The sequence below is a fragment of the Rhizorhabdus sp. P4_G5 genome, assembly GCF_056401065.1.
This window is the reverse complement of the sequence record NZ_JBFUKB010000005.1, coordinates 144,805-159,512: the sequence shown is the minus strand read 5'-3', so window position 1 is coordinate 159,512 and position 14,708 is coordinate 144,805. Positions and strand designations below refer to the sequence as shown.

The window sequence follows — 14,708 nt, the reverse complement described above, 5'->3', positions numbered from 1 at the left end:
ATGGAATATTCAGTCCCGTGAGGCAGCTCATCCAGCGAGCGCGCGGGTCATGACGCCCGCCCGCTAGTTCAGCCGCTTTTCCAGATGGCGGAGCTTGTCCGGGTTACGCATGACATAGATCGCCTTGATGCTGCCGCGCTCGATCAGGAGCGCGGTGGTCTGAAGCATTCCGTCCGCCTCGCGCGTGAGGAAGCCGGGAAGGCCGTTGACATAGGCATAGCGGATCAGCTCCCCTGTCCGTCCCATCGCCAGCCGCGCAATCGCGGCGAAGGTTCGCCTCACTTCGCTCGCGCCACGCATGACGCGCGCGGCCGCGGGCCTCTTGCCGCCCCCGTCGGAATAGAGACTGACATCCTCGGCCAGCATCTCGCTCAACCGCCCGATCTCACCCCCGCGGGATGCGGCGAAGAAGGCCTGCGCGATCTCCAGCCCGTGCGCGCGCTCGACCGGGAAGCGCGGTTTCTCGGCCTGGACATGCTCACGGGCGCGGCTGGCAAGCTGCCGGCAGGCCGCGGAATCGCGCCCAATGCTCTCGGCGATGTCATCGAAGCTCTCGCCGAAGACGTCGTGAAGCAGGAAAGCTGCACGTTCGAGCGGAGAGAGCCGTTCCAGTGCCAACATCAGGGGAAGTGTGACATCTTCGACCGCTTCGGGTTCGATCACCGGATCCGGCAGCCAAGGACCGATATATTCCTCGCGCAGCACCCGCGCCGACCTGAGCTGGTCCAGGCATAATCTGGTGACGATTCGCCGCAGGAACGCCTCCGGGACTCGTACCCTGTCCCGATCGACCGCGCCCCAGCGCAGCCAGGCGTCCTGCACGACGTCCTCGGCATCTGCCATCGATCCGAGCATCCGATAGGCGACGCGCAGCAGCCGGGGCCTCAGCGCGTCGAAGGCCGCGGCATCGCTCATTATTTCCAGCCCAGCTCAGGCGCAAACAGGTCGAAGCCCACCGCCAGCCGGTTCCAGCCGTTGATGACGTTGATCATCATGGTCAGCTGCACCTGCTCCTCCTTGCTGAACTGGCTGTTCAATGCTTCATAGACATGAAGCGGCGCGCGCTTGTCGGCAACCAGCGTCAGATGCTCGGTCCAGGCCAGCGCGGCGCGCTCACGATCGCTATAGAACGGAGCGTCGTGCCATGCGGCGAGAACCGCGATGCGCTGCTCGGTCTCGCCGGCCTGGCGCGCTTCATAGCTGTGCATGTTGAGGCAGTTGGCGCAGCCGTTGATCTGCGACGCCCGGATCTTCACCAGTTCGAGCAGCGGTTTCTCGAGGCCGCTCGCGGCGACCTGATTGGAAAAGTTAAACCACGCCTTCAGCAATTCAGGCGCCGCTGCATAGGGATTGGTACGGCCAGTCATGTTCGAAGTCCTCTTGCCAGCTGTTTCACGAACCTGACGAGGCAGCGGGCGGAGATGTGACATGCAGATGAAAAAAACTCTTGAACGAGCCCAATCGCATCCTAAATTTTCCTCCACCGGACGCTGCGAACCGGGTCCGGTTGGGACATATGAGAGCGTCGGCTCTCTCCGGCGCTTCTCATGCCCAAATTGCTCAATGTGGAGGATTTGGAAATGAGAACCACTTTCGACTTTGCGCCCTTCAGGCGTTCGACGGTCGGCTTCGATCGTCTGTTCGATCTGCTCGAAACCGGCATGCGCAGCGACGGTGCCGACGGCTATCCGCCGTTCGACATCGAGCGGCAGGGTGAGGACAGCTACCGCATCACGCTCGCGGTTGCCGGCTTCCGCCCCGACGACATCGAGATCGTGGCGCAGCAGAACCAGCTCACAGTCACAGCCCGGCAAGCCGAGGACAAGGCTGACGGCCAGTATCTGCACCGCGGCATCGCCACGCGCCCCTTCGAGCGGCGATTTGAACTTGCGGACTTCGTGGAGGTTCGCGCGGCCAGCTTCGACAATGGCCTGTTGAGGATCGACCTTCAGCGGGTTGTCCCTGACGCGATGAAACCTCGCAAGATCGAGATCGGCGGCAGCAATGCTTCCGCCAATGACCGCCTCGAAGCGCCCAAGGACGAGGGCCGCCACGCCGCCTGATCGAACCACCGGCCCGCCGTCCGCTGGGCGGCGGGCCCCATCATTCTCTAGCCACTAGAGGAGACGACATCATGGCAATTCGTGATCTGATCCCCTGGAGCCGGCAGGAGAACCGGCTCTCCGCACCCTTTGGTGCCGAGCGCGACCGTGGCGATAATCCGCTGCTGTCTCTCCACCGCGAGGTGAACCGGCTGTTCGACGATGTGTTCCGCGGGTTCGGCCTGCCCTCCCTCGGAGGCGCCGAACGCAGCATGGCATGGCCAAACCTCGAATTCGGCGAAACCGATACGGATCTCCGCATCACCGCCGAACTGCCGGGCCTTGAGGAGAAGGATGTCGACATCACGCTCGAAGAGGGCGCGCTCACCTTGCGCGGCGAGAAGAAGTCGGAGGTCGAAGACAAGGCCCGTGGCTATACCGAGCGCAGCTACGGGCGGTTCGAGCGGCGGATCGGCCTCCCCCGCGGGATCGAGCGGGAACAGGCGAGTGCGACCTTCAAAAATGGCGTGCTCACCATCACCCTTCCGAAATCCGAGGCGGCGAACGAAAATCTCCGCCGCATCCCGATCAATTCGCAGGCCGCATGACAGGCTGGCCCGGGATTTCGATCCCGGGCCACGCCGCACTCATCATGCCGCCCGGCTTGCAAGGGCGATGAGCCCATCGATGTCGACATGCTCCTCCAGCTTCGCTGCAATCTCGTCGAGCGCCCGATCGACCGAGGTGCGATAATCGCGCCCTCCACCGTCTATCCCGAGGTGGGAAAGAAGCGCCCGGCGCTGGTGGGGATCGGATAACAGGCCGTGCACATAGCTGCCCAGCACGGCGCCATCCGCACTGATCGCCCCATCGCTGCGGCCGTCGTCGAAGGTGGCAAGCGGCCGGGCGGTGCCCGGGCCGCTCGTCTCGCCCATATGCATCTCATATCCGTCGAAGCGAGCGCCCAGTGCCTCGCCCTTGACCGCCCGGAGCGCCTTGACCGGCGTGAGGACGGTCTCAACGTCGAGCAAGCCAAGCCCAGCGACCTCCGCGGGCGCCCCTTCAAGGCCATCCGGATCGTGGATCCGCCGGCCCAGCATCTGATAGCCACCGCACAGGCCGAGAATCATGCCGCCACGACGATGGTGCGCCATAATGTCGATATCCCAACCCTCGACGCGCATCGCGGTCATGTCGGCAAGCGTCGCCTTCGAACCGGCCAAGATGACCAGCGCTGTGTCCGCGGGTATCGGGCGGCCAGGCGGTATCATGCGAAGTTCGACATCCGGCTCGAGCTTGAGCGGATCGAGATCGTCGAAGTTAGAGATGCGCGGCAGGATCGGACAGGCGATCAGCTTCCGCCCCTCGCCGCCAGCCATCGGCTTCTCCAGGATGACGGCATCCTCGCTGGGCAGGCGCGCGGTCGCTGTCAGCCAGGGCACCACGCCGAAGCCCCGCCAGCCGGATATCGCTTCGATCTGGTGATATCCGTCCTCGAACAACGTCGGATCGCCGCGGAATTTGTTGATGATGAAGCCGCGGATCATCGCCACGTCGGCGGGCTCCATGACCGCCCTGGTGCCGGCGATGGCGGCGATGACCCCGCCCCTGTCGATGTCGCCGACGAGCAGCACGGGCACATCGGCCGCGCGGGCGAAACCCATATTGGCGATGTCGCCCGCGCGCAGGTTGATCTCGGCCGGCGAGCCTGCCCCCTCGACGACGACGATATCGCACTGCGCCTGCAGCCGCCGATAGCTGGCCATCACCTCGCCGAGCAGCGCGCCGCGCGCCTCGCGGAAATTGCTGCTGCCGAGCGTGCCGCTGACCTTGCCATTGACGATGAGTTGCGAGGTCCGGTCGGCCTGCGGCTTGAGCAGGACCGGGTTCATGTCGCTGTGCGGTTCGACCCGCGCGGCGATCGCCTGGAGCGCCTGCGCCCGGCCGATCTCGCCGCCATCGACGGTGACGGCTGCGTTGTTCGACATGTTTTGCGGCTTGAATGGACGCACCCGCAGGCCGCGATTGGCAAGCGCGCGGCAAATGCCGGCGACGAGCACCGACTTGCCGACATCGGAGCCGGTTCCCTGCAGCATCACAGCAGCCATGCGACTCCTCCTGCGATGAGCCGGAGGCACAGGCAAGCCCGCACATCAACGAGAAGATCTTTGGCATCGCATTCTGTCGCAAAGCTTCTGCCAGGCTCTCGATAGCGGCGCGAGCGACGCGGCCTCATCGAGGCTCCTGGTGCCGCGGCGACAATCATGCTTGCGGTCTGGCGCGCTGCTCGGCTTGCTCGGGAAGTCCTCGCAGGAAATCACAACAATTCTGCCGGTCCCGACCTCTAACCAATTCGGCGAGCCACTCTAGCAATCCATCATTTTCGGTTTATGAGAGCCAAGTCGCACGATCGAGCGATGTGTTCGGGAATTAGCTTTGGCGGGTGAATCATCAGGAGTGCCGGCAAAACCCGCGCTAATACTCGTGGTCGAAGATGAAGAGCCCATCCGCTTCATGGTCACGGAAGGTCTGACATCCGCCGGCTATTCGATATTGGAAGCCGCAAATGCCATCGAGGCAATCAAAGTTTTGGACGAACATCCCATAGATCTGGTTTTCACCGACGTCAGGATGCCAGGCACTATGGACGGAGCCCATCTCGCGTTCCTAATCGAAACGAGATGGCCTGCCGTTAAGATTATCGTCGGATCTGGAAACTTCGATCCCAAGGCACGGCGCCTCCCGCGGGGATCGAGCTTTCTCTCCAAGCCTTATCGACTGAGCGCGCTGACCGACCTGATCGAGCAGTGTTTAGAGGCGTGACCCGGATCCGGCGCACGAAGCATCGATGAAGAGGCGAGTTGAAGCTGGCGTCTTTTCAGACTGCATTTCTCCTACATTTCGCGGCGGCTTGAGCGAAAACGAGACTAATCGCGTCGAGCGGCATTTCTCATTCATGAACCCTCTCCTATCATGCCTTCATGTCGGGGGAGGTCGGAGCGTTGGGTTATAAGCTAACCGTTGAGGAAGTTTCCCGTGAAATGCTTGCGATTCAAGAACATGTGCTCAGCTCAGGTCTGGACATCGACCGGCTGATGAGAGGTGTTGCGGAAGGCACGTTGCGCATTATCCCCGGAGCCGATGGGGTTCACATCGAACTGCGGGATGCAAATGAGCGCGTATGCCGCGCGGCAGGTGGTATCGCTGCCCCGCATCTGGGCACCAGGAGGAGAATTAGCGGCAGCCTTTTCGAACAATGCGTGATTTCTCGCCAAGCGCATCTCTGCACCGATGTCGAGAATGATCCGTCCGTTAATCTGACCGCCTGTCGCGAGGGTGGCATCAAGGCAATTATTCTGGCACCGATCATGCTGCAAGGAGCGGTGTCGGGCGTCTTCAAGGCCTTTTCCAAGCAGCCGGGCGCGCTCGGTGAGGCCGATCTTCTCATCGCACAGTTGCTGGCCGGGGTCATTTCATCCGGGCTGACACGTTTGGCGCGCGACGAGGCTTATCGTGCCCGCGATCTGATGTCTCAACGCTTTCAAGCTACGTTCGACCAGGCTGCGGTGGGAATCGCGCACGTCGCGATGAACGGCGACTTCCTGCTGGTGAACGAGCGATTTTGCACGATTGCCGGACATGATAGAGAAACCCTGCTTCACCAAGGCTTCCAGCAGATTACCCATCCCGCAGACCTCGATGTTGATGTCGAAAATTCGCGGCGCCTGGTGGCGGGGGAAATCCCCTATTATGCCATGGAGAAGCGCTATATTCGCGCCGACATGGCTCTTGTCTGGGTCAATCTCACGGTATCGCTCGTTCGGCAACAAGACGGGACGCCGGACTTTTTTGTCGCAGTTGTCGAAGATATTTCCGATCGGAAATCCGCCCTGCACCGTGCTTACCACGACGTTCTTACCGGCTTGCCCAACCGGCTTTGGCTTGCTGACAATTTCAATCGGGAAATTCTCAACGGATCGGCCCTGCCGACTGTCCTGGCTTATATCGATCTCGACGGGTTCAAGGCGGTAAACGACCAACTTGGCCATGCCGAAGGCGACCGATGCCTGATCGCAACGGCCGCCTGGCTCCAGTTTTTTCTGCGAGATGGCGACACAGTATGCCGGATGGCGGGTGACGAGTTCGTGATATTGATGCCACGAACCGATCGCGCGGAGGCCGTCCGATTGATTCACGATCTTCGGAGCGGCATCGAAAAGCTCAGCAGGCAACAACGGTGGGGCATTGGAGTCAGCGTTGGCGCGGTTGTCATCGATCCCGCAGATACTACCGAGCTCGACGTCATACTGAGTGCTGCTGATCGAATGATGTACGAATCCAAGCGCGGTTCATGTGGATCGCCTGTGATTCACGATCTGGGTACTATTCTGGCCAACTGAAAGGCATCGTTGCTTTCTGCCGTTCCTCCCGGCGGTACGCATGCGTTGAACAAGGGTTCAGCGCGCCTGCCCGGCGGCTCGCCGGGCCAGTAGCAGCGCCCCGATCAGGCCCGCTTCCTGGCCCAGCGCGGATCCTTGAATGATCTCGGCGACGTCGGCATTCTCTGCGAAATAGCCGGCGTTGAACCGCGCCGCCTGGGCTCTGACCCGCGGCAGAAGCCCGGGCGTGTTCATAACGCCGCCGCCAAGGACGATCCATTTCGGTGAAAGCATGCCGATCACCGCAACCGCGAGATGGGCAAGATACCAGGCGACAATCCCATGTGCCGGGTGGTCCGCTGCCAGGCCCGAAAGCTTTTGCCCCCACCGCGCCAGGATTGCCGGACCACTGGCCAGGCCTTCCGTGCAGGCGCCATGATGGGGACAGACGCCGGGAAAATCCTGGTCGAGCGGATGACGGGGTGGGATGATGTGCCCCATTTCCGGGTGGCGAAAACCATGCAAGGGCAGCCCGTTGATGACGGCGCCCCCTCCGATGCCGGTCCCGACGGTGATGTAGACGAGCGTGGAGTGATCGCCCTTTTCCATCTCGGCGGCTTCGGCCATGGCCGCGGCGTTGACGTCGGTGTCCAGTCCGACTGGAATGGCGAATATCGCTCGAAGGATGGCCGCCGGCGACACGCCGCTCCATCCCTTTTTCGGTGTCCTCTGAAGCGCGCCCCAATCCGGTGCGCCGGGATCCAGTTGCAGCGGACCGAAGCTGGCAATGCCGATTGCGGCCATCGGCCCGTGGCGCGCCTGTGCCGCCTTGAAGAAGGCTATCGTGGCATCCATGGTTGGGTCAGGGGCCCCGGTGGCTATCCGGATCCGGTCGAGCCAGGGCTGGCCGGGCCTGCCCACCGCGCACAGGAACTTGGTACCCCCCGCCTCCACGCAGCCGTACAGCAGCTTCCCGTCCTTCTCCTGGATCCCTGGGCGCTGCTCGTCAAAGGGCACGGGCGGTTCCTGTCCTTAAAGCCTTGATCGACACGCCTGCTTTCACCGCGCGCCCCGATGGTGAATGCCGGCCATCAAGGGCCGGAGGCAAGCGATGATACAGGAGCCCTACTTCTCGAGCTCGAGCCAGTCCTTGGTGGGCTGGTGATAGAGCATGTCGAACACTTCGAGCTGCATCCCGGTCGGTTCGACCGCGTTCGAGTTCCACAGCATGCCCACGCCGGCCTTGAGAACCGGATCGAACAGGATCAGCGAACGATATCCGTCGACCGCGCCGCGGTGGCCGATCACCTCGCGGCCGGCATAATGCCAGATCCTCCAGCCTAGCCCGTAGGACGCATCCTTGAGCACCTGATCGAGTTCGCGCTGGCGGTGAATGGAGAAGGTGCGAATCCGCGGTGAATGCAGCTGGCGCAGGACCTTCGGCGACAGCACGCGCGGCGCCTCGCCCATCTGGGCGCGCATCCAGATGCCCAGGTCGATGATCGAGGAGTTCACCCCCCCCGCTGCCGGCGTCCGGTAATAGGCGTCCGCCACCTTCAGTTCGCGCCGGCCCTCGTGGGGGCGCGCCCAGCTTGGCGACGACTCCAGGCCCTCGCGGGTCGTGGTCGCCGACTGCATGCCCAGCGGGCCGAATATCTCTTCCTGAACCAGCTGGGAATAGCTCTTGCGGCCGGCATGCTCGGCTGCTTCGCTCGCAGCATCATAGGCGATATTCTGATAGCTGTAGCATTTGCCCGGCGGGCACAGCAGCGGGATCTGATTCAGCCGGCTGCGGATCTCCTTCGGATCCTTGCCGTCCTCCAGATCACGATCATAGGCGTTCTTCCAGATGCCCAGGCTCTGCGACAGCAGGTTGTCGATGGTCGCGACATTCTGCGCATTCTTTGGCAGCTTTAGCGATGGCGCCCAGCGCGACACCGGATCGTTCAGCGACAATTTCTTCTCTGCCGCCATCTTGGCGAGCAGGGTCGCCGCCACCCCCTTCGAAACCGAGGCCCAGCGGAATACGGTATGCGCATCGACAGGCTTGCCCTCGGCTCCGTCGGTGGTGACGCCATAGCCCTTTGCGAAACTGATCTCGCCATTTTCGATGGTGACGATCGCGACACCCACCACCGAGCGTTCGGCGGCAAGCTGGCGCATCCGCTGATCGAGTCGGCGGTAGTCGATCCGCGTGGGTCCGTTCTTGCTGATGCCAATGCGGCTGAGATCGATCGACAGCCGCGCGAGGGGCGGCTTCGCGCTTTCCTGCGTCCTGCGCAGATAGATCCCGCCCGCCGCGAGAAAGGCGATCAGGAGCGCGATGAGGACCGCGCCGGCCACCACCAGGCCGCGCTCGATCTGAACAACAGCCGGCACATCGTCTTCTGGCGGAGCCGGCTGATCGACCTTGATATCTTTATCGGACATGAGCGCGAGGATGGACCCAGCAGGCAGGAGGGACAGCAGGCATAGCAGGTCGGGAGACGAACGCCCGCCCGGCCGACTGCCGCTCAACCCACCACATGCACCATCCGACGCGGCATCGAAAGGCCGTCAGCTGAGATATTTGGCAGTGGTTTTCGAGGCGACCTCCTCCGCGGTCACGCCAGGCGCCAGCTCGATCAGCCTGAACGGCGACTGGTGGTCGGGCCGCTGGAATACGGCGAGGTCGGTCACGATCATATCGACCACATTCTTGCCGGTGAGTGGCAGCGTGCAGGCCGGAATAAACTTCGGGTCGCCGTTCTTGGAACTATGCTCCATCACCACGATGATCCTCTTGACGCCGGCGACGAGGTCCATCGCGCCGCCCATGCCTTTCACCATCTTGCCCGGGATCATCCAGTTGGCGATGTCGCCGCCTTCGGAGACCTCCATCGCGCCGAGCACCGTCAGGTCGATATGGCCGCCGCGGATCATCGCAAAGCTGTCGGAGCTGGAGAAGAAGCTCGACGAGGGCAATTGGCTGATCGTCTGCTTGCCGGCATTGATCAGGTCGGCGTCGACCTCCTCCTCATAGGGAAAGGGCCCGATGCCGAGCATTCCGTTCTCGGACTGCAAGGTCACCGTCATTCCGGCCGGGATATTGTTCGCCACCAGCGTCGGGATGCCGATGCCGAGGTTGACGTAATAACCGTCCTGAAGCTCGCGCGCGGCACGCGCTGCCATCTGGTTGCGGTCCCAGCCCCTTACTGCCGTGGCCATCATGCCGTCTCCCTCTGCCGCACGGTGCGGAACTCGATCTTCTTGTCATATGGCGCGCCGAGAACGAGCCGTTTCACATAGATGCTCGGTAGATGGACATGGTCGGGATCGATGCTGCCGACAGGCACGATTTCCTCCACCTCGGCGACGCAGATCTTGCCCGCGGTCGCCGCCGGCTGGTTGAAGTTGCGCGCGGTCTTGCGGAACATCAGGTTGCCGCTTTCATCCGCTTTCCAACCCTTGATGATCGACAGATCGGCACGGATGCCGCGTTCGAGCACATAGGTGTCGCCGTCGAACTCCTTGATTTCCTTGCCTTCGGCAACAAGCGTGCCCACCCCTGTCTTGGTATAGAAGCCGGGAATACCCGCACCGCCAGCGCGCATCCGTTCGGCCAGCGTACCTTGCGGGCAGAACTCGACCTCCAGTTCACCCGCCAGAAATTGCCGCTCGAACTCCTTGTTCTCGCCGACATAGGACGCGATCATTTTCCGGATCTGGCGGGTGCGCAGCAGCTTGCCCAGACCTTCGCCATCGATACCGGCATTGTTCCCTGCCACGGTCAGATCCTTCACGCCCGACGCGACGATCGCATCGATCAATCGTTCGGGAATGCCGCATAGACCGAACCCCCCTGCGCAGATCGTCATCCCGTCGAACAACAATCCTTCCAGCGCAGCTTCGGCAGATGCATAAATCTTGGTCATGAACGTCTCCGGATCATCGCCGCTGCTCTGCCCCGGCGGGAAAGCACGGTCAACGCGGCGATATGGAATATCGCCTGTTTCAGCCAGGCCGTGGCGCATCGCAACAAAGATTCTGCTCTGCGCGTCAATATTTCAGCGGAACTGCGCCACAAACACGCAGTCAGGCGTTGACCGCGGCAGGCTGTTTGATCATCACAAAGGTGCAGGAGGCGACGATGATCAAGGAACTGGCGGAAATCGACATCAAGCCCGGCCATGAAGACGCTTTCGAGGCCGCCGCAGCTCACGCCAGGGACCTGTTCCTCGCATCCAAGGGCTGCCTTGCCTTCCGGCTCTATCGATCGATGGAGCAACCCAGCCGCTACAGGATGTTCGTCGAGTGGGAGACTATCGAGGATCACATGATCGAATTCCGGAACTCCGATGCGTTCACCGCCTGGCGGCGGCTATGCGGTCCTTACTTCCTCCAGCCGCCCCGGGTGGAGCATTTGATCGTTATCGTCGAGGGGCGGAACGAGAACGATGAAATAGTCGAGGCGATGGTCCTGGGTTAGAGTCTCAGCTCCCTTTTCGAATAGATCATCTTCCTAGCCCAGCACCTTCCCCACGAACCAGCCCCAAGCCTCCACGGCGACGTAACCCAATCCTCCCACGATCGCGCCGCTCGCAATCGTCGCCACGACACCCGCCAGCACGGCAATCCCGTCGCGAGCCAGCAACCCGAGCGCGAACAGGGAGATCGCCGCGGCAGGTACCGCATTGCCGAGCGGAACCGGCAATCCCAGCAGCACCGCAAGCGCGAGACAGAGCAGGCCGAGCAGCCGGCGGCCCGCCAGCCCGGTGAGCGCGTCGAGCCGGCGGCTCAGCAATATCTCCATTCGTCGCGTCATTGGGCTGAGCCGCTCGACCAGCTTGGCGAATCTTTCGGTCGTTATCTCACGGCTGCGGATCCAGGCTGGCAGCCAGGGTCTGCGGACGCCGAGGACGAGTTGCGCAGACAGGATCGCCAGCGGCACCGACAAGGCGATATCGCAACCCGGGGGCAAGGGCAGCATGTTCGGCGCGGCCAGCAGGAAGATCAGGCCGGCAAAACATTTCTCGCCAAGGGTCGAGCTGAGGTCGTCGAGCGAAATACGCTCCCCGGCACAACCCGATGCCAGCACGTCGAGAGTGTCGGTCAGTCGCGTAACGGAGCCCGGTGAGACGGAGCAGGCCTTCGCCTCCTCGGCGCGGGTGGCATCGGGAATAGTGGACACCCATGCTCAACCACGCACGGCTTCGCGATGTTCCCGGCGTCGTTGCTCGCGCACCGCCTATGAGGTACAATTTCATCCGTATCTCAAGCGGGAATCCCGTGGCCAGTTTCGCTGATCTTCCGCATACGGAGCCCGCCCGAGCCGCCCGCTTCTTCCTGCCTGCCGCAATCGCGATCGTCATCGTCGCTGGATTCTCGGTTCAGCTGGCGATGGGACGATCCAGCTTTTCCTCGCCACTACTGGTCCATGCTCACGCGGTGGTCTTCATGGGCTGGGTCGCCCTCTACCTGCTGCAGAACATCTTCGCGACGACCGGCAGCATGACGCTCCACCGTCGGCTCGGCTGGATCGGCGCTGTCTGGATCGCTCCGATGGTAATGCTGGGATGCATGGTGACGGTGGCGATGGTTCGGCGCGGCCATGTGCCGTTCTTCTTCCAACCGGCGCATTTCCTGATCTTCGACCCTCTCGCCGTCTTCACCTTCGCCGGCCTGGCAGCTTCGGCCATCCTGCTGCGGCGACAGACCGAGTGGCACCGCCGCCCTGACAGGCACTTCTGCAGCGCCAAGAGTCTAATATCCCTGGAAATTGCTCCTACAGGAGAGTATTTTCCAGATGACGGGGGACTCGGAAAAGGAGGCTTTCATGCTTGTCGAAGCCAATCTCGATGAGCTCACCGACCGATCTCATCAACTCATCTCGTCCGCCCGGGTCGAGGGTACCCCGATCTACAACAAGCAGGGCGAGAAGCTGGGCACCGTACATTCGGTGATGATCCACAAGACCACCGGCCAGATCGCCTACGCCCTGCTTGCCTTCGGCGGATTTTTCGGCCTCGGCTCTCATGTCCACCCGATTCCATGGCAGATGCTCACCTACGACCCCGCGCGCCACGGCTATGTGGTCGATGTCACGCGCGAGATGCTCGAAGACGCGCCCAGCCTGGAACTGGACAAGAGCGACCGGCCGACCGAGAGCGAACGGCCGATGTACGACTATTGGAAGTTCGACGCCTATTGGTGAGCTGGATCAACCCTGACGGTGCAGACTGGCGCCTGGAGCAGGCGGGAGCTGCCTTAGATCAGCCCCGCCAGCGGGCTCGACGGGTCGGCGTACATGCGCCGACCCATCCGCCCGGCGCGATAGGCCAGCCGCCCCGACTCCACCCCCAGCTTCATCGCCGTCGCCATCATCACCGGATTCTTCGCCTCGGCGATCGCGGTGTTCATCAGCACGCCCGCGCAGCCGAGTTCCATCGCCGCCGCCGCTTCGGACGCGGTGCCGACGCCGGCGTCCACCAGCACCGGCAGCTTGGTGCCCTCAACGATCAGGCGGATCGTCACCTTGTTCTGGATGCCGAGCCCGGATCCGATTGGCGCACCCAGCGGCATGATCGCCACCGCGCCCGCATCCTCCAGCCGCTTCGCCGCGATCGGATCGTCGACGCAATAGACCATCGGCTTGAAGCCTTCCTTCGCCAGGATCTCGGTTGCACGCAGCGTCTCGACCATGTCGGGATAGAGCGTCTTGGCCTCGCCCAGCACCTCGAGCTTGACGAGATCCCATCCCCCCGCCTCGCGCGCCAGCCGCAATGTGCGGATTGCGTCCTCGCCGGTGAAGCAGCCGGCCGTGTTGGGCAGGTAGGTGATCTTCTTCGGGTCGATGAAGTCGGTCAGCATCGGCGCCTTGGGGTCGGCGATGTTGACGCGGCGCACGGCGACCGTGACGATCTCGGCGCCCGACGCCTCTACCGCGGCGGCGTTCTGCGCGAAATCCTTGTACTTGCCGGTACCCACGATCAGCCGCGAGCGGAAAGTCCGGCCCGCCACCGTCCAGCTGTCGTCGTCCACCGTCACGCCATGATCTCCGCCGCCAACAAAATGAACGATCTCGAGATCGTCGCCATCCTCGACCTGCACTTGCCCCAGCGTCGAGCGCGGCACAACCTCGAGGTTGCGCTCGACCGCGACCTTGGCCGGTTCAAGCCCGAGTTCGTTCGCCAGTTCGGCGATGGTCATGCCGGCGAGGATGCGGCGATGCTCGCCATTGATGCGGACCGAAATGGTGCCGTCGGGATTCATGTCGCCTCCAATGCGCTTTCGCTTTGCGTCTGCGCGCCATATAGGGGTGCGCGTCGCACCATCGCAACGGAAAGGCTTGCCGCGTGGCGGATCGCCCGGTCATCTTCGTCCTCAACGGGCCCAATCTCAACATGCTGGGTACGCGCGAGCCTGAAATCTACGGATCGGATACGCTCGACGACATCGCCGGGATGCTCGAGGATCGCGCGCTCGAACTCGGCCTGTCGATCGACATGCGCCAGTCGAACCATGAAGGACATCTGGTCGACTGGATACAGGAAGCCAATGCCAGCGGCGCGAAGGCGGTGCTGATCAACCCGGGCGCCTATACCCATACGTCGATCGCACTGCACGACGCGATCAAGGGCGTTTCCGTTCCGGTTATTGAGGTGCATCTGTCGAACCCGCATGCCCGCGAGGCATTTCGCCATGTCAGCTATGTCGGCCAGGCGGCGAAAGGCTCGATCATGGGGTTCGGCGTGCAATCCTACATGCTTGCGCTGGACGCCGCCGCCCGCATCTGACAATGGCGTCCGCCACGGATCAACTACCGAAGAGCAACTGATGGCCGATCAATCTCAGGGGAAAGCAATGCAGGTCGACCCGGAACTGGTGCGCCAGCTCGCGGTGCTCCTGGACGACACCAACCTGACCGAGATCGAGATCCAGGACGGGGAGCGGCGGATCAGGGTCGCTCGCAACATAACAGTGAGCGCAGCACCGACCTATGCGGCGCCGGCCGCGGCGCCAGTCGCAGCACCGGCCGCAGCGCCTGCTCCAGAGGCCGCTGCCGCGGATCATCCCGGTACTGTGAAGTCGCCGATGGTCGGCACGGTCTATCTGGCCGCCGAACCCGGCGCCAAGCAGTTCGCCTCTGTGGGCGACAAGGTGAGCGCGGGCCAGACCCTCGTCATTGTCGAGGCGATGAAGGTGATGAACTCGATTGCCGCGCCGCGCGCCGGCACGGTCAAGGCGGTGCTGGTCGAGAACGGCCAGCCCGTGGAGTACGACCAGCCTCTTATCGTCGTCGAGTAAA

General features: G+C 62.8%; 18 protein-coding genes. 9 read left to right on the top strand and 9 right to left on the bottom strand.

The genetic code is table 11. The annotated features are described in order from the left end of the window. Positions 1-63 precede the first annotated feature (63 nt). Together AC1DQK_RS10575 and AC1DQK_RS10570 are read right to left on the bottom strand one after the other, a co-directional pair. Complete coding sequence (locus AC1DQK_RS10575; RefSeq protein ID WP_477870193.1) at positions 64-915, bottom strand: sigma-70 family RNA polymerase sigma factor; 852 nt, start codon at positions 913-915, stop codon at positions 64-66. Continuing rightward, a complete protein-coding gene (locus AC1DQK_RS10570; RefSeq protein ID WP_477870191.1) occupies positions 915-1,367 on the bottom strand; it encodes a carboxymuconolactone decarboxylase family protein in 453 nt (150 codons plus the stop codon). Before AC1DQK_RS10570 ends, AC1DQK_RS10575 begins: the two co-directional genes overlap by 1 nt. A gap of 213 nt (positions 1,368-1,580) precedes the next feature. On the opposite strand from AC1DQK_RS10570, the gene AC1DQK_RS10565 reads away from it, so the two are divergent. Both AC1DQK_RS10565 and AC1DQK_RS10560 read left to right on the top strand, forming a co-directional pair. Beyond that, positions 1,581-2,063: an Hsp20 family protein gene (locus AC1DQK_RS10565; RefSeq protein ID WP_477870189.1), complete on the top strand. Its 483-nt coding sequence runs from the start codon at positions 1,581-1,583 to the stop codon at positions 2,061-2,063. Between the two features lie 71 nt (positions 2,064-2,134). Next, entirely contained in the window at positions 2,135-2,650 is a 516-nt protein-coding gene (locus AC1DQK_RS10560) for an Hsp20/alpha crystallin family protein (protein ID WP_477870187.1), read from the top strand. A 42-nt stretch (positions 2,651-2,692) separates the two neighbouring features. Here the strand turns inward: AC1DQK_RS10560 and AC1DQK_RS10555 are convergent, their stop codons facing one another. Further along, the gene (locus AC1DQK_RS10555) at positions 2,693-4,150 is read right to left on the bottom strand and encodes a cobyric acid synthase (protein WP_477870185.1); all 1,458 of its coding nucleotides are present in this window, start codon (positions 4,148-4,150) and stop codon (positions 2,693-2,695) included. A gap of 328 nt (positions 4,151-4,478) precedes the next feature. On the opposite strand from AC1DQK_RS10555, the gene AC1DQK_RS10550 reads away from it, so the two are divergent. Beyond that, positions 4,479-4,865 carry a response regulator gene (locus tag AC1DQK_RS10550; RefSeq protein WP_477870183.1) on the top strand — a complete coding sequence of 129 codons (387 nt, stop codon included), beginning with the start codon at positions 4,479-4,481 and terminating at the stop codon, positions 4,863-4,865. 179 nt (positions 4,866-5,044) lie between these two features. Next, complete coding sequence (locus tag AC1DQK_RS10545; protein ID WP_477870181.1) at positions 5,045-6,442, top strand: sensor domain-containing diguanylate cyclase; 1,398 nt, start codon at positions 5,045-5,047, stop codon at positions 6,440-6,442. Between the two features lie 57 nt (positions 6,443-6,499). On the opposite strand, the gene AC1DQK_RS10540 is transcribed toward AC1DQK_RS10545, so the two are convergent. The 4 genes from AC1DQK_RS10540 to AC1DQK_RS10525 form a co-directional block, all read right to left on the bottom strand. Then, positions 6,500-7,438 carry an ROK family protein gene (locus AC1DQK_RS10540; RefSeq protein ID WP_477870179.1) on the bottom strand — a complete coding sequence of 313 codons (939 nt, stop codon included), beginning with the start codon at positions 7,436-7,438 and terminating at the stop codon, positions 6,500-6,502. A gap of 108 nt (positions 7,439-7,546) precedes the next feature. Then, the gene (locus tag AC1DQK_RS10535) at positions 7,547-8,851 is read right to left on the bottom strand and encodes a serine hydrolase domain-containing protein (RefSeq protein WP_477870177.1); all 1,305 of its coding nucleotides are present in this window, start codon (positions 8,849-8,851) and stop codon (positions 7,547-7,549) included. Between the two features lie 126 nt (positions 8,852-8,977). Further along, the gene (locus AC1DQK_RS10530) at positions 8,978-9,628 is read right to left on the bottom strand and encodes a 3-oxoacid CoA-transferase subunit B (RefSeq protein WP_477870844.1); all 651 of its coding nucleotides are present in this window, start codon (positions 9,626-9,628) and stop codon (positions 8,978-8,980) included. After that, positions 9,628-10,335: a CoA transferase subunit A gene (locus AC1DQK_RS10525; RefSeq protein WP_477870175.1), complete on the bottom strand. Its 708-nt coding sequence runs from the start codon at positions 10,333-10,335 to the stop codon at positions 9,628-9,630. The genes AC1DQK_RS10530 and AC1DQK_RS10525 overlap by 1 nt, the downstream gene beginning before the upstream one ends. 62 nt (positions 10,336-10,397) lie before the next feature. Here AC1DQK_RS10525 and AC1DQK_RS10520 point away from each other — a divergent pair, with 62 nt between their 5' ends. Continuing rightward, positions 10,398-10,889, top strand: coding sequence for an antibiotic biosynthesis monooxygenase family protein (locus tag AC1DQK_RS10520; RefSeq protein ID WP_477870173.1), 492 nt, complete (start codon positions 10,398-10,400; stop codon positions 10,887-10,889). Between the two features lie 33 nt (positions 10,890-10,922). Here AC1DQK_RS10520 and AC1DQK_RS10515 read toward each other — a convergent pair whose 3' ends face one another. Continuing rightward, on the bottom strand, positions 10,923-11,591 hold the full coding sequence (locus AC1DQK_RS10515; protein ID WP_477870171.1) for an exopolysaccharide biosynthesis protein: 669 nt from the start codon (positions 11,589-11,591) through the stop codon (positions 10,923-10,925). Between the two features lie 98 nt (positions 11,592-11,689). Between AC1DQK_RS10515 and AC1DQK_RS10510 the strand changes: the two genes are divergently transcribed. Together AC1DQK_RS10510 and AC1DQK_RS10505 are read left to right on the top strand one after the other, a co-directional pair. After that, on the top strand, positions 11,690-12,262 hold the full coding sequence (locus AC1DQK_RS10510) for a hypothetical protein (RefSeq protein WP_477870169.1): 573 nt from the start codon (positions 11,690-11,692) through the stop codon (positions 12,260-12,262). Beyond that, positions 12,237-12,614, top strand: coding sequence for a PRC-barrel domain-containing protein (locus AC1DQK_RS10505; RefSeq protein ID WP_477870167.1), 378 nt, complete (start codon positions 12,237-12,239; stop codon positions 12,612-12,614). Before AC1DQK_RS10510 ends, AC1DQK_RS10505 begins: the two co-directional genes overlap by 26 nt. A 53-nt stretch (positions 12,615-12,667) precedes the next feature. Here AC1DQK_RS10505 and thiS read toward each other — a convergent pair whose 3' ends face one another. After that, entirely contained in the window at positions 12,668-13,672 is a 1,005-nt protein-coding gene (thiS, locus tag AC1DQK_RS10500) for a sulfur carrier protein ThiS (RefSeq protein ID WP_477870165.1), read from the bottom strand. 83 nt (positions 13,673-13,755) lie between these two features. On the opposite strand from thiS, the gene aroQ reads away from it, so the two are divergent. Further along, positions 13,756-14,196: a type II 3-dehydroquinate dehydratase gene (aroQ, locus tag AC1DQK_RS10495; RefSeq protein WP_477870163.1), complete on the top strand. Its 441-nt coding sequence runs from the start codon at positions 13,756-13,758 to the stop codon at positions 14,194-14,196. 40 nt (positions 14,197-14,236) lie between these two features. Continuing rightward, a complete protein-coding gene (gene accB, locus AC1DQK_RS10490; protein ID WP_477870161.1) occupies positions 14,237-14,707 on the top strand; it encodes an acetyl-CoA carboxylase biotin carboxyl carrier protein in 471 nt (156 codons plus the stop codon). The last annotated feature ends 1 nt before the right edge of the window (position 14,708 follow it).